A 13,866-nucleotide genomic window follows, 5' to 3' on the forward strand; every position below is an offset into this window, starting at 1 on the left:
TTTCTTACGGTATTTAAGATTGGTTATAGAGAAAACGATCGTGAAACTTTCCAACAAAGATCTGAGAATGATAGGACTTTCCTGCTTGAACGTAAGCTTACGAAGAACCACCCGCAAAATCACGTCCTATTACGATTTTATTCTAAAACCCGCGGGATTGCGCATCACTCAATTTACCATCTTAGTCAGCATCGCGTATGAACGGGAATGCAGCATCACGGACTTATCCAAAATCACGGACATTGATCGAACCACTCTTCAAAGAAGTTTGGAAATTTTAAAAAGGGACGAACTCATCCGAATCGATAAAAAAGAATCGGGAAACGTCCGCTCCGTATTTCTTACGAAAAAGGGAGAATCCAAAGTGGAAGAAGCGATCGAACTTTGGAAACAAGCGCAGGATTCGCTAACCGAATCTTTGGGAAAAGCAAAATTCAAGGAAACGCTTGCGATCCTCTCGGAAGTCAGAAAACTTCCGATTCTTCAATCCGATTTTGAAGAATGATCCCGAATGAGAAACGGGAAGTGTCCAAAAGATAAACATATAGTGCATATACACTAATAAAAAGGAGAATCTCATGGTTTATATCGTCGACGGAGCCAGAACCCCGTTCGGAAAATTCGGAGGCGGACTGAAAGATTTCAGTTCTTCCGAACTCGGAGTCGTCACCGCAAAAGAAACGATTCGTAAAACGGGAGTCGATCTCAATCGAATCGAAGAGGCGATTTACGGAAACGTAATTCAAGACGACAAGGATTCCGCGTATCTCGCAAGACATATCGCGCTCCGATCCGGCTTATCCGAACAATCCAGCGCGCTTACGATCAATCGTCTTTGCGGCTCGGGTATGGAAAGTATTCTGATCGGAGCGCGGAAAATTCTTTCCAAAGAGAACGAACTGATTCTCGCGGGAGGAACAGAATCGATGAGCAACGCGCCTTTCGTTTTAAAAAACGCGAGATGGGGAAACAAATACGGAGACACGATCGCGGAAGACAGACTCGCACAAAGTCTCACCGATTGTTTCGTAGATCTCACGATGGGAATGACGGCGGAGAATATCGCGACACGATACGGAATCTCCAGACAAGAACAAGACGAATGGGCCGGAATCTCTCAGGTGCGGGCCGAAAAAGCTACACTCTCGCAAACCTTCGCGGAAGAAATGATTCCCGTTGCGACCAAAGGAAAGAAATCCTTTCTATTGAACAAAGACGAACAAATCCGGGGAGAAGAATGCGTTCCTCAGTTGAAACAACTTCCCACCGCGTTTTTGAAAGAAGGAACCGTAACCGCCGGCAACGCTTCCGGCATCAACGACGGAGCCGCTTCGGTTCTTTTGGCTTCCGATTCTTGGGTTCAAAGTTCCGGCATCAGACCGCTCGCAAAAATTCTCGGTTACGCGAACGTAGGATGCGATCCGAAGTTTATGGGTTTAGGCCCGGTATTTGCGGTTCCGAATGCTCTGAAGAATGCGGGCGTTGGAATCAACGACGTCGATCTTTTCGAAATCAACGAAGCGTATGCGTCCCAAGTTTTGGCCGTGATGAGAGAATTAAAACTCGATCCGAACAAAACGAACGTGAACGGAGGAGCGATCGCGATCGGCCATCCGCTCGGTGCAAGCGGAACCAGAGTCACCCTCTCACTCGCGTACGAACTCAAACGGAGAAATTTGAAACTCGGAGTCGCTTCGCTCTGCATCGGAGGCGGACAGGGAATCGCGATCGTATTAGAAAATCCTAATTTTATAAAATAAAATCCATATTTATGCGAAAGACGTTTCTTTTCTCGCATAAGGTCATCGTGGATTTCGGCGATCGCCGCCTTAAACGACGATCTGTTTTTTTCTCTACGGCGTTCCTTCGTTGTAATGGGAAAGGATTTGTTCGACATTCTTCCGAAACGCGCCCGCGACGCTTTCCGGGAGAATGTTTCGAATCGCGTCGCGGGCTTCGATCAAAAAGGGAAACAATCCTTCTTGGTTCGTTACCTTAAATCGGAACGAATCGCGTGTAAATTCTTCATAAGGAATTTCGGACAGGGAATTTCGGACCTTGTATGAGGATTCCGGATCGCAGACTAATTCTACTTCGATCGGATCGTGAGCTTGAAACAGCGCCGGGTGCAACACCCAATCGCCCGCTACTTCTTTCTTTTGCCCCTGCGGCTGATACAAAGAATTTTCGGCGATCGTTTCCACCCTGGAAATTTTCGGAATGATAAATCTTCTTCTTTCCTTTTTCTTTCGATCATACGCGAGAAGATAATAGTCTTCCGAATTCTTCCGGATCAAGCGGATCGGATCGACTTCGACTCGATACGTTTCTTCGGGAAAGGTTTTATAATACAAAAACTGAACGGGAGATTTCGTTTTTAAGGATTCCAATAACTTCTTTAAAAGTTCTTCCGAAACGTTCGCTTCCGTTTGACTCAGATTCTTTTGCGTTTTGAGATCCATTTCCAGCTCGGGATATACGTCGAGTTTTCCTTCGAATATTTTTTGGGATAAGGAATACAATTCCAAAGAAGGCGATTCTTGATACGAACGAAGAATCGTTTCCGCGAGCGTCTGCAATTCTTCCTTTTCCAATTTCAATTCCCGATTGGAAACGTTTCGATCGAGAACGTATCCTTCCTGCGTGGATCGAACCAAAAATCCGAGTTCTCCCAATTCTTCCACGTCTCGGGAAAGTTTTTTCCGATCGGAATCGGGATTTTCCAGATTCTGATAATGATCCGGCAACAAAGATCGGATCTTCGTAAAACTCAAGGGAGAATGATGACTGAGTAAATTAAAGAGTAATGCGGAGAGTCTGGATTCCGTTTTTCCGGCTTCTTTGACGGGAAGCGGAAAGTCTTCGTCTTCTTCGTTCCAAGTTTCACTTTCGGACATAGCAGAAACTTTCCGAGTCGCAAGATTCTCAGCAACTCGAAAACCACTTGAATCCAATCGCTTTCCCGGCAAAATCTTCCCATTCTTCATTTTTACGAAAAGGATTTCTTATGAATACGATCTTGAATTACGTGATTCCTCACACCGTCGGCATCATTCTCATCGCGGTCGGCTGGTATGTCAGTATTTTGAACGTGGGTCTGACCCGTTTTACGGAAAACGTTCTGATTACGAAGTGGACCTTCGGCGGTTTGGTTTTGATTATCGTCGGGGCTTATCTTCCGGAGATTTGGATCGGAACAAGAAAACTGTTCCACAAGGATTGATCGTAATTCCTGCAAATCCGCAGGAGTTCCCACAGTTTCCACGGAACGAATAAAACATCCGGCTCAACCGTGTTTTTGTATGAGTTCCCACAAAAATCCGATCTTCGATCGGATTTTTCTTGTACTTTTTCGCATTGTCTCACAATCTGCGTCTGCAAGGCCCGAAAAGATCTTTACGAGATCCAATTTTGGTCCAAAATGCGACATAATAAAATTATAAGAGCTTGAGTTGGATATGAGCAGCACCGAAACCGAAATTCTGGAAAAAAATCCTAAAAAAAAGACGGAGATTGAATTCCACAAACCCACTCTTTCCAGAGAGGATTTGAAAACGGTTCTGGAATGCCTCGTGGAAGATCACCTCACCACCGGAAACGTAACGACTCGTTTCGAAAAAGCCTTCGCTTCCACATTCCGTTATAAGCAAGTTATTTCCGCCAATCATCTGACCGCGGCGTATCACCTCGCCCTTCTTTCCCTGGACATTCAAGCCGGAGACAAGGTTGCTCTTTCCACGTTCGCACCCGTTTCCGCGCTGGATGCGATCTTTCTTTTAAAGGCGGTTCCGGTCGTAATCGACTTGGATAAAAATTCTTTCCATATGAGCCCGGAAGGACTTTCTAAAGCGCTCGAAGATTCTTCCGTAAAAGCGATCATCTTGGATCATTCTTTCGGTTCCATTGCGGATGCAAAGCGCTACGACTTTAAAGGAATTCCGGTCATCGAAGACGTTTCCGAAGTCTTAGGCGCACAGAGCGAAACGTTCGCACCGGGCAAACAAGGCAATATCGCGGTTTGCGGTCTTTCCGTGGATCAGATGATCACTACCGGAAACGGCGCGATGATCATCACCGATCAAGAACCTCTCGCAAAAAAAATCCGCGCCATGAAAGCGGGAAAAGAACCGTATCAAAGAAAAGAAGGCCAGCCGAAATTAGATTACAACCTGATCGACTATCAAGCCGCTCTTGGAATCGAACAACTTTCCAAAATCGGAATCATCTTGGAAAGAAAGAGAAAAATCGCGCAGGTTTATCTCCAATCCATCTCGGGAACTTCCGTCAACACTTGGTACGGAGATCCAAACTTAGACACGTTCAACCGTTTTATCATTCTCGCTCCGGGAAGTTACGAACAAGTGGAACGCTACTTCCGTTCCCTTCAAATCGGAACGCAAAAAGTCGCCGAGGAACCGATCCATCATATCCTCGAACTTTCCAATACGGATTTTCCAAACGGAGAAAGACTTTTTCAAAGAGGACATTGTATTCCGATCTATCCGAACCTGACAAAGGATAATATCCAAAGAATTTCCCAAGCGATCCGCAGAATCTATTGAGCGATCCATAGAGAGCGAAATAGCTAACGAGCAGCGGAGCGTCGCGAGTAGCTCTCAGCGAAGCTGAGATGAGCGATCGACATTTCTCTGAGTGAAACAAAACGGAATTCCGACCAATCAAAAATTTCCAGACCTCTGGAAACAATCCGATCTCGGAAAGAATCAACACTTTTCGTTTGTTTCGAGATAGATTGAGGTTCAAACTAAATAAGAGAATTCAGTAAATTCTAATAGAGAATTTCAAAATTTCTTCACGGAAATTTGTTATTTATTTCTTTTTTACGAAGCTCGGCGCTCACTGGTAGTTACACTGAGGTAGTCCATGAATATCGCCCAGCTTTCGATCAAACGACCTATTTTTATTTGCAGTATCGTTCTTCTGATGCTTCTCACCGGTTGGGTGGCGTTAGGGAGAATGGGAGTGGATCTTTTCCCCGACGTAAACATTCCCGTCGTTTCCGTAACGACGATTTATCCCGGAGCCGGTCCGGAAGAAATCGAAGAACTCGTTTCCAAACCTTTGGAAGAAGAACTTTCTTCCATCTCCGGTTTAAAAAAAATATCTTCCAGAAATCAGGAAGGCGTCTCCGTCGTTTTCGGTGAATTCACTCTCGACACCGATATCAAATACGCGGAACAACAATTTCGTGACAAGGTCGGTCTTGTAAAACCGAAACTTCCCACCGGAATCAAGGAACCGAAAGTAGTTCGTTTCGATCCGGCGGATCAGCCGATCGTTCGTCTCGCACTCTTTGCGGAATTGGACCAAGCAAAACTCTACGACCTTGCAAAGGAAACCGTGAAAGCAAGACTCGAACAAGTGCAAGGCGTCGGTTCGGTTAAGATTGTCGGTGGAACGAGAAGAGAAATCCAAATCGAGTTGGATCGAAACAAACTCAGTTCGTATCAAATGCCTACGGTCGTCATCGCGAATCGTTTGAAAACCGCGGGCTTAAACGTTCCCGTCGGTAAATTCGAAGCGGGTTCGAAAGAAACTTCTTACCGAACCTTGGGCCGCTACGAAACTCTTTCTCAAATCGAAAACACGATCGTTTCCTTCAGCGGAGAAGTTGGTAACGCGGTTCTCATCAAACAACTCGGAACCGTAAGAGACGGAACCGAAGACGAGGAAACCATCGGTTATCTCTGGGCTTCCAAAGACGAAGGCATCGAAGAGAAAGTTTCGGTCTTCACCAAAATCGGAAATTTTTTCAAAGGCAAAAAAGAACAAACTGCGGCCGCGACAAAGGAAACCAAACCGGCTTTATTCATCGACGTTTACAAACAATCCGGTGCGAACACGGTCGCGGTCGCGGACGAAGTTCTCAAACGGATCGGTAAACTCAACGACGGAATCGCCAACTTAGACGGAAAACCGAAAATCCGACTGATCCGCGACGGATCCAAATGGATTCGCTACAACGTCGAGGACGTGACCGAAGCGATCGTCATCGGTATCTTGCTCGCGGTCATCACGGTTTATTTCTTTTTAGGAAACTTCCGTTCGACCGTGATTACCGGTCTCGCTCTTCCGAACTCGATGCTCGGTGCGTTCGTTCTGATGTGGGCGATGGGTTTTACCATCAACGTCATGACTCTTCTCGCGCTCTCGTTGGCCGTGGGTCTTCTCGTAGACGACGCGATCGTCGTTCGGGAAAACATCTTCCGAAAACTGGAGGAAGGAAAGGGGGTAATCGAAGCGGCCGAAACGGGAACGACCGAAGTAACGTTAGCCGTAATCGGAACTTCTTTAACGGTGATCGCGGTATTCTTACCTGTGGGATTTCTTTCCGGGATCGTGGGTCAGTTTTTCAAACAGTTCGGTTTAACGGTGGTATTCGCGATGCTCATTTCCCTCTTCGACGGTCTCGCGGTCGCTCCGATGTTGTCCGCGTATTTTGCGGGTAAGATCGATCACAACGCGAAACCGAACAAGGCGATCGAACTTTTCGATAAATTCCAAACTTGGCTGGAAAGACAATACGGAAGAGTGATGAAAGTCGCATTAAAAAGACCGGGAATGGTTCTACTTGCGTCTCTTGGAATTTTTATCCTCTCCATTCTTTCCTTGAAATTGGTGAAGAGTACGTTCCTGCCCGCAAACGACCAGGGAGAATTCTTAGTCACCTTGGATCTTCCTCCGGGAACGAGCCTACAAGGAACCAGACAAGTTGCGGATCAAGTTCTCGACGTTCTGAAAAAAATTCCCGAGATGGATATGATCGCGGTTACGATCGGAAAGCCGGACGGCGGGGAACCGAACGCGGGAACGCTCGCGGTTGCATTAGTAAATTCTAAAAAACGAAAACGTACGACTACACAAGTCAAAGATGAAATACGCGAACTTTTGAAACCCTTCGCGTATGCAAGACCTGCGGTTTCCGATTATAGCGCCGTAGGCGGCGGGATTCAGTATCCGTTCCAGCTCGTAATCAAAGGGGAAGATCTTGCGGAGATGGATGCGTATTCCAAAAAGGTCGTCGCACGATTGAAATCCCTTTCCGACCTGGCGGACATCGATACGGATTACAGAGCCGGAAAACCGGAATACCAAATCCATCTGGATAACCTGAAAATGCAACTCGTCGGAGTTCTTCCCGGTGTCGCGGGTTCCGAACTTCGATATCAGATCGCGGGAGACCAGGTCAGCAAGTTCTATGATAAGGGAATCGAATACGAAGTTAAAATGAGACTTCGTCCGGATCAAAGGAACCTAAGACAGGCGTACGGGCAAACAAAGGTTCCGAACATCGCGAACAAACTGATTCCTTTGTCCGCGATTAGCGTCGGAAAGGAAACGGCCGGACCCTCTCGGATCAACCGGATCGACCGCGCAAGAACGATCGTGATCAACGCAAACTTAGCGCCGGGCGGAGCCGTTCAAGACGCAACGAAGATCACGGATGAAATTCTAAAGAAAGAACTTCCTCCGCCTCCGGGAATTCGTTACAACTTCCAAGGACAATCGGAGGACTTCAAAGAACTTCTGGCGAACATCGTGCTCGCGTTCGGACTCGCCCTCGTGTTCATCTATCTCGTGCTTGCTTCCTTGTATGAATCGTTCATCACTCCGATTACGATTCTATTCGCGATCCCGCCCGCGATTTCGGGAGCCTTCTTCGCACTTGCTCTGACCAACGAGATGCTCAATCTCTTCTCGATGATCGGTTTGATTCTTCTCATGGGTCTCGTTGCCAAGAACTCGATTCTTTTAGTCGACTACGCAATGCAAGCGATGCGAGACGAAGGAAAATCCAGAAACGACGCGATTTACGAAGCGGGATTGGTTCGACTCAGACCTATCTTGATGACTTCTCTCGCGATGATTATGGGAACCGTTCCGATCGCGATGGGATTGGGAGAAGCGGCAAAATCAAGAACCGCGATGGGGATCGCGATCATCGGAGGATTGATTCTTTCCACGGTGGTCACTCTCGTGGTCGTACCGTCGATCTTCGGATTCATCGATCGATTCAGAGAATGGATCGAAACGAAATTCCGTCCGGATTACGACATGAACGCATCGTTGGTTCACGCGCCGTCGCATCCATCGAACGGACAGGCAAACTACGAAAAAGAATGGGCATTCGCCCAAGAAGAAGCGGAAGTGGAATTACCGAAAAAATCCTCTTCCAAAAAACCAAAAAAATAACATTCCAATTTCTGCATGGAGAATCCGAGGCGACTCGATCGTTTTAAAAACGGATTCTCCATCGAACTTCCCATCGATTCATGCCGTTCCCGGGCAAATTCGATTGAGGCAACATTGGAACCGTCCTATCCGGCGATTCGGGTAAAACGGGTGTGGTAGGATTTTGGGGAGAATCCGGGGCCGCGTTGATTTCGATCGAATCTTTTTTTTCTTCCGGAGATTTGGCAAAGAAGTTCCAAGGTCTTCCGAACAACCAAGCATCTATCAAGTTGAAAGTATAAATCGTAAAGAAAAGAATCAAAGCCGACGAAGCCTGAATTCCCGCTTGGTATCTTTGATTTCTAATTTCGTTCGCGTGAAAGAAAGCTCCGGCGATCAAAACGGGATCTCCGCTTGCGGCTGCGGCGGTTGAGAATCGATCGGCTTCGTTTAAATTCTTTCCTTGTTCTTGATACTTTTGATCCGACTTATACCAGAACAAAAGAGAAAGACCGGCAGCGATCGAAAAGAAATAGCCTCGATCCTTTTCTTCCCGATAAAATTGTCCCCAGCCGGGAAATACAGCGCTCCTCCAAAACGAACCTTTTGCAAGATCGTGATTTTTAACGGATACTTCCTTTCTCTGAGATTCGAGGGCTTCCTTTTCGACCAGAGACTTTTTTAAGAAATCGATCTCGGCGACCATTCGATCCCGTTCTCTAAGTTGATTGCGAACGTAGATTTCTTCGTCTTCATTGAAGGAGATTCGGGAAATCTTCCGTTTTTCAATGTCCCAAGTTTCGCGTTCGTTCGAAACCGTGACCTTATCCATGTCTTGATTGAGGACTTTTACGAAAATTACGCGGCCGTCTTTGAGATAGAGAATATCTGCAAAAACCGTTTCATTCCAAAAAAAGAATATAATTGAAATGAGAAAAAATTTATTTCGCATTCCGCATAATGAATGCAAAAAAAGAAAGAGTCAAATTGATTTTTTTCAAAATGTCTTGATTTTCGCAGGTTCTAGGCGTATAAAATTGCGGTTCAATTTCCGTTCCCGGCGCAGGATTTTCGGATCGTGTCGAAATTTATGATGTCTCTTAATAATCAACTCTCTTCGGGAGAATAGGGAGAAATGTATAAACTCAAAAAGAGCGGTGTCATCTGTGACAAAGAATTCGGAAGGTATGTTATTTTCCTCGTAGCGGTTTTGTGCGTTGAAATCGAAACGGTGAATATCATTCTCCTCTTCTTCGTCCAATGGAAAAGGACATCAGAAGGAAATCACATTTGAATCCGAAAACCCCAGCGATCACGGGAAACGTTTATTCACCCGAATCATCCGAAATACTCGATCATCTTCCTTTGCTTATTTGTAAGTTTCTGCCGGATACGACTCTCACTTATATCAATCAAACCTGTTGCGAAGTCTTTGGAAAAAGTAAACAACAACTCTACGCGGTTCAATGGATTCAGTTCCTCCGGGAAAATATCAGAAACACGATCCTTGATATTCTAAAGAACGTAAAGAACACTCTCCTTCCGGAAACGCATTCCTACGATATTCGAAACTCAAACGGCGAGAGACTGCATGTCGAATGGAAGATTTATCCCCTGTTAGATACACAAAATCAATTCCAGGGATTTCTCGGGGTCGGAACGGATAAAACGAAAGAAGCACAGGTCGAAAACGAAATCAAACAGAAGAACGAACTGATCCGCAACGTCATAGGGACGATCGACGATCTCATCTGGTCGTCGGATGCAAAGGAATATAAGCTTTTGTATCTCAGCGAAGGCGCTAAAAAACTCTACGGAATCGAACCGGAAGAATTCTTTAAGGACAACCAACTCTGGATCAACTTGATCCATCCGGACGACAGATATCTCGCAGAATTGAAATTGAAAGAGCTGCATTCCGGAAAGCCATTTTACGAAGTGGAATACAGGATCATTCGCCCCGACGGACAGATCCGTTACATCAGCGATCGTTCCTGGATCGTGCGGGATACCAACGGCCAACCGGAGCGCATCGAAGGGATCGCGCGGGACGTGACCGATCAAATCGCGATTTCCGCAAAGCTGGAAGAGTCGGAGGAAAATTTAAGGGCTCTGATCGAGAATACGCAAGATTCTATTTGGTCCGTCGATAGGAATTACAGAATCATCACGATGAACCAGCTTTTTCATCAAGCGATCCTCAAAATATATAAAATAGATTTGAAAATAGGAAGCAACATCATCGAGGAATTCGATTCGAACATGTCGAAAACCTGGAAGGAAATATACGATCTAACGTTCGAAGGCAATTCGATCAAAAGGGAATGGGAAATACCGAACGAAGACGGAACATACAATTATTATGAAATTCTAACATGCCCCATATACGACCTTTCCGAAAATAAACGGACGATTTCAGGATCTACCATTTACATTCGAGACATCACCGAAAGAAAAAACTACGAAAAAAAAACCACGCAGATCATCAAAAGCAAGGACCGATTGCTTGCGGCCGTCGCGCACGATCTTAAGAATCCGATCAGCGGAATCATCAGTTTAACCGAACTATTAAAGGAACAAACAAACAATCCGAATAACACGGAACTTCTCGGAATGATGAGTCAAGCCGCCAATAAGACTCTAAACATCATCCAAGATCTGCTTCAGATTGCGGAAATGGAAAATGAGAACTATAAACTCAAAACGGAAAAGGCGAACTTAAATCATCTCATCCAAGCTCTCGTAAAACAAAATCTACCGGACGCGGAAAACAAAAAGATCAAACTTCACGCGAAGCTGGGAACCGATCCGATTCCGGTTCAAATCGAACTTCTTAAGTTTCAACGCGTATTGGAGAATCTCATTTCCAACTCGCTCAAATTCACGAAAGAAGGCGGGGAAATACTGATCCATTCTTATTCTCAGAATAAAAAGGCGATGATCATCGTGGAAGACACGGGAATCGGAATTCCATTAGGACTTCAATCGGCGATCTTCGATCAATTCACTCGCGCCAAACGACAAGGACTCAAAGGCGAACAAACGACCGGGCTCGGAATGTCGATCGTCAAAGTGATCGTGGAACTTCACAAAGGTAAGATCAGTTTGGAAAGTGAAGAAGGAATCGGAACCAAGTTTATTATCGAAATTCCGTTGGACAATTAAACAATTAGTTTAAAATTCAAACCAATAAATTCCTCCCGTCGTTGGATTTAAGTTTGATCCAAAACTATCAAACCTCGACGTTGGAAATAAATCGCAGATCGAAGATTTAAATCTCGGAGAACACAAAGAGGAATCGTATGAAACTCGCAAAAGAAATCATCACCGCAAAAGATTCGAAAATCGGAGTCATGAAATTCTTACCGGAAGGCCCCATGACGCTGACCCTCCCCATCATGCACGAGATGGGCGCCATTCTTAAAGAATTCGCGATGGATCAGGAAATCCGCGCGGGTATCATCAACGGACCGGACGGAGATTTTTGTGTCGGCTTGGACCCGGACGCGATTCTCAGTTCTTCCGCGGACGAAATTTCCAAGATCATGGGGGGAATTTTTCAGATGTTCACATCCTTGATGAGCTTTCCAAAACCATTGATCGCGGAAATCGGCGGCAACGCCGTAGGCGGCGGAGCCATTATCGCTTATACATGCGATTATCGTTATATGGTGGACGGTAAAGGAAGAATCGGATTCGCGGAACCGTTAGTCGGTCTTCCGATCACACGATCCTTGATTTTGAGAATGAGACAAGTGATGTTGCCTTCCGCCGTATCCGAAGCAGCACTCGAGGGCGCTCTTTACAAACCCGCAGAAGCGGTACAAAACGGATTGTTAACCGAAGTGGGAGCTTCCTTGGAAGAATTGAGAAAGAAATCCCTCAGCAAGATCAACGTCCTCAATCGGATTCCCGCTTCCGCAACCGTTGAAACCAAAAGAGCACTGAATAAGGACGCGATCGAAGCAGCATTGGCCGCGCCGAAGGAACTCGGAGAACTGTTTCATTTACAACCGAAGATGATCCCGAATCTCCTCGAAGCAATGACGGCAAACAAAGAAAGAAGAAGACCTTCCCTCACACACGAAGCGAATTACGCTTAATCCTTAGGGGCGATTCCCGCGACTGCAAGTCGCGGGACGACCGGGCTTGCTCAGGTCTTTCTTCTATAAAATTTCAAACCCGACCAAATCTCCGAAACCGCGCAGACTTTAACGTCCACGATTCCGAGTTTCAATCCGATTTCACGAACGATATTTTCGTTCAAATCGGTGGGCACCTTCGAAGAACCCTTCGGCCAAGAAATCCAAATCATCCCCTTTTCACCCAAAGATTCGACGAGTTTCGGAAATTGTTTTTGAAGCTCTTTGACTTCTTTGGTAAATAGATGCAAATAATCGAATGTACCTTTTAAGGTTTTTCCGATTTCGACCTCGCTCAAATGAGATTTCAAATCTTTTTGAACTTCATCCGGCAAATCCTTAAAGAAAACTTTCATGCCGGATTTTAAACCGAGCTTATCTCCCAATGTTTTACCGGAATAACCAGCCATACTATTCCCCCGTTTTCCTCTGAATTTCCGTACTCATAAAATTCAAATAAGAATCGATCGTCGCGGTATGACCGAAAATAAATTTGGAAAAGAATCGGAACACGGGAGAAAAAACTTTTCCGTTTTCAGTGATCTTCAATTTGGTTCCGCCCTCGGCCTCACTCAATTCGAATGTCCAAGAACCGCCGAAAGGTTTGTCTTCATCCATGATTTTGGATTCGATCAAACGGTCTTTTTGATCTTGGATAAAGGAAAACGTCATCACTTCTTTGTGAGAATCCGTTTCCTTCCAGGAGTTGGAAGAAATCTCTTCCACGTTTTTAATATTCGGTCTCCAAGCCGGATATCGCTTAAAATCGCGAATCATCGCGTAAATCGTCCCGGGTTGCGCCGGAAACACCCGCTCTAAAGAAGAAGTATGTTCCACGGGAAGCGAAGCTCCGATTCCGTAAATCCCCGCAACCAATAAAACCAAGAACCCGACCGCATACATAAGAATCGTGTATATCATACGCAAAACCTCTTTGATACTTTAATAATTAAGAATATTCTAGTTTTATAATTTTTTAGTCTTCATTTCCCTCGCGACCAAGACCTTGAAAGACTTTTGTTTTTCATTTCCAGTTCGGCGGCAAAAGCGAGCAGCCCGAGCCCTTTTACCGCGGTTTCTTGTTCTTCCTTACTCAATCGTTTCAGAAGATTCTTGACGAGATTCGGATCCAGAACCGACTTTTTACTTTTGATCTTCTCTCCGGCCTTTGTTAAACGAATGAGAGTTCCTCTTCCGTCTTTCGGATTCTTTTCTTTTAACAAATAACCGAGCGTTTCCAAACGGGAAACGGTGATCGACATCGTAGAGGGAGTCACTCCCATGTGCAAAGCCAAGTCGTACAGACTCGCGGGTTCGTCTCCGTCCAGATGATCCAAAACGCTCGCTTGATTTGCCGTCAGAACCTGCTTCGTTTTCGGATCCTCGACATGTCTCGTATGACAAGCGAAGAAAATTCTCGGATAAAATTCCAGGATCTGACTGACTAAATCGGCGCTCACGCGGTTATTTTATAGAAAATAGTTTGATTAGTCAAATCAAATTATCGAAATCCATTGAAAACTAAATCGTT

Annotated in this window: 12 protein-coding genes and 1 pseudogene; 8 read left to right on the forward strand and 5 right to left on the reverse strand. The window is 45.4% G+C overall.

All coding sequences use genetic code 11. From position 1 onward, the window contains the following. The first annotated feature begins 40 nt into the window (after window positions 1-40). A complete protein-coding gene (locus LFX25_RS16045; RefSeq protein ID WP_238731116.1) occupies window positions 41-505 on the forward strand; it encodes a MarR family winged helix-turn-helix transcriptional regulator in 465 nt (154 codons plus the stop codon). A 73-nt stretch (window positions 506-578) separates the two neighbouring features. Further along, window positions 579-1,760 carry a thiolase family protein gene (locus LFX25_RS16050; protein ID WP_238731117.1) on the forward strand — a complete coding sequence of 394 codons (1,182 nt, stop codon included), beginning with the start codon at window positions 579-581 and terminating at the stop codon, window positions 1,758-1,760. 93 nt (window positions 1,761-1,853) lie between these two features. Here LFX25_RS16050 and LFX25_RS16055 read toward each other — a convergent pair whose 3' ends face one another. Continuing rightward, window positions 1,854-2,897 (reverse strand): helix-turn-helix transcriptional regulator, encoded by a 1,044-nt coding sequence (locus LFX25_RS16055; protein ID WP_238731118.1) that lies wholly within the window; start codon window positions 2,895-2,897, stop codon window positions 1,854-1,856. A 110-nt stretch (window positions 2,898-3,007) separates the two neighbouring features. Between LFX25_RS16055 and LFX25_RS16060 the strand changes: the two genes are divergently transcribed. The 3 genes from LFX25_RS16060 (at window position 3,008) to LFX25_RS16070 (ending at window position 8,214) form a co-directional block, all read left to right on the forward strand. Beyond that, window positions 3,008-3,223, forward strand: coding sequence for a hypothetical protein (locus tag LFX25_RS16060; RefSeq protein WP_238731120.1), 216 nt, complete (start codon window positions 3,008-3,010; stop codon window positions 3,221-3,223). A gap of 235 nt (window positions 3,224-3,458) precedes the next feature. Then, on the forward strand, window positions 3,459-4,562 hold the full coding sequence (locus tag LFX25_RS16065; RefSeq protein WP_238731122.1) for a DegT/DnrJ/EryC1/StrS family aminotransferase: 1,104 nt from the start codon (window positions 3,459-3,461) through the stop codon (window positions 4,560-4,562). Window positions 4,563-4,884: 322 nt separating this feature from the next. Next, window positions 4,885-8,214, forward strand: a complete 3,330-nt coding sequence (locus tag LFX25_RS16070; protein WP_255717833.1) for an efflux RND transporter permease subunit — start codon at window positions 4,885-4,887, stop codon at window positions 8,212-8,214. Window positions 8,215-8,257: 43 nt separating this feature from the next. On the opposite strand, the gene LFX25_RS16075 is transcribed toward LFX25_RS16070, so the two are convergent. Then, entirely contained in the window at window positions 8,258-9,145 is an 888-nt protein-coding gene (locus tag LFX25_RS16075) for an LA_0442/LA_0875 N-terminal domain-containing protein (protein ID WP_238731123.1), read from the reverse strand. Between the two features lie 308 nt (window positions 9,146-9,453). Between LFX25_RS16075 and LFX25_RS16080 the strand changes: the two are divergent. The 3 genes and pseudogenes from LFX25_RS16080 to LFX25_RS16090 form a co-directional block, all read left to right on the forward strand. After that, a pseudogene (locus LFX25_RS16080) lies at window positions 9,454-10,254 on the forward strand (PAS domain-containing protein); the annotation flags it as partial. Then, window positions 10,246-11,358, forward strand: coding sequence for a PAS domain-containing sensor histidine kinase (locus LFX25_RS16085; RefSeq protein WP_319937447.1), 1,113 nt, complete (start codon window positions 10,246-10,248; stop codon window positions 11,356-11,358). The pseudogene LFX25_RS16080 and the gene LFX25_RS16085, both read left to right, overlap by 9 nt. Before the next feature lie 137 nt (window positions 11,359-11,495). Beyond that, window positions 11,496-12,296, forward strand: a complete 801-nt coding sequence (locus LFX25_RS16090; protein WP_238731124.1) for an enoyl-CoA hydratase/isomerase family protein — start codon at window positions 11,496-11,498, stop codon at window positions 12,294-12,296. A gap of 50 nt (window positions 12,297-12,346) precedes the next feature. Here LFX25_RS16090 and LFX25_RS16095 read toward each other — a convergent pair whose 3' ends face one another. From LFX25_RS16095 to LFX25_RS16105, 3 genes are all read right to left on the reverse strand, one after another. Next, entirely contained in the window at window positions 12,347-12,745 is a 399-nt protein-coding gene (locus LFX25_RS16095; protein WP_238731125.1) for a DUF3052 domain-containing protein, read from the reverse strand. Between the two features lies 1 nt (window position 12,746). Further along, window positions 12,747-13,256 carry an LIC10604 family protein gene (locus tag LFX25_RS16100; RefSeq protein WP_238731127.1) on the reverse strand — a complete coding sequence of 170 codons (510 nt, stop codon included), beginning with the start codon at window positions 13,254-13,256 and terminating at the stop codon, window positions 12,747-12,749. 62 nt (window positions 13,257-13,318) lie between these two features. After that, window positions 13,319-13,795: a MarR family winged helix-turn-helix transcriptional regulator gene (locus LFX25_RS16105; RefSeq protein WP_238731129.1), complete on the reverse strand. Its 477-nt coding sequence runs from the start codon at window positions 13,793-13,795 to the stop codon at window positions 13,319-13,321. Between the last annotated feature and the right edge of the window lie 71 nt (window positions 13,796-13,866).

Source organism: Leptospira sanjuanensis, from assembly GCF_022267325.1.
In the GTDB taxonomy this organism is placed as follows: Bacteria; Spirochaetota; Leptospiria; order Leptospirales; family Leptospiraceae; genus Leptospira; species Leptospira sanjuanensis.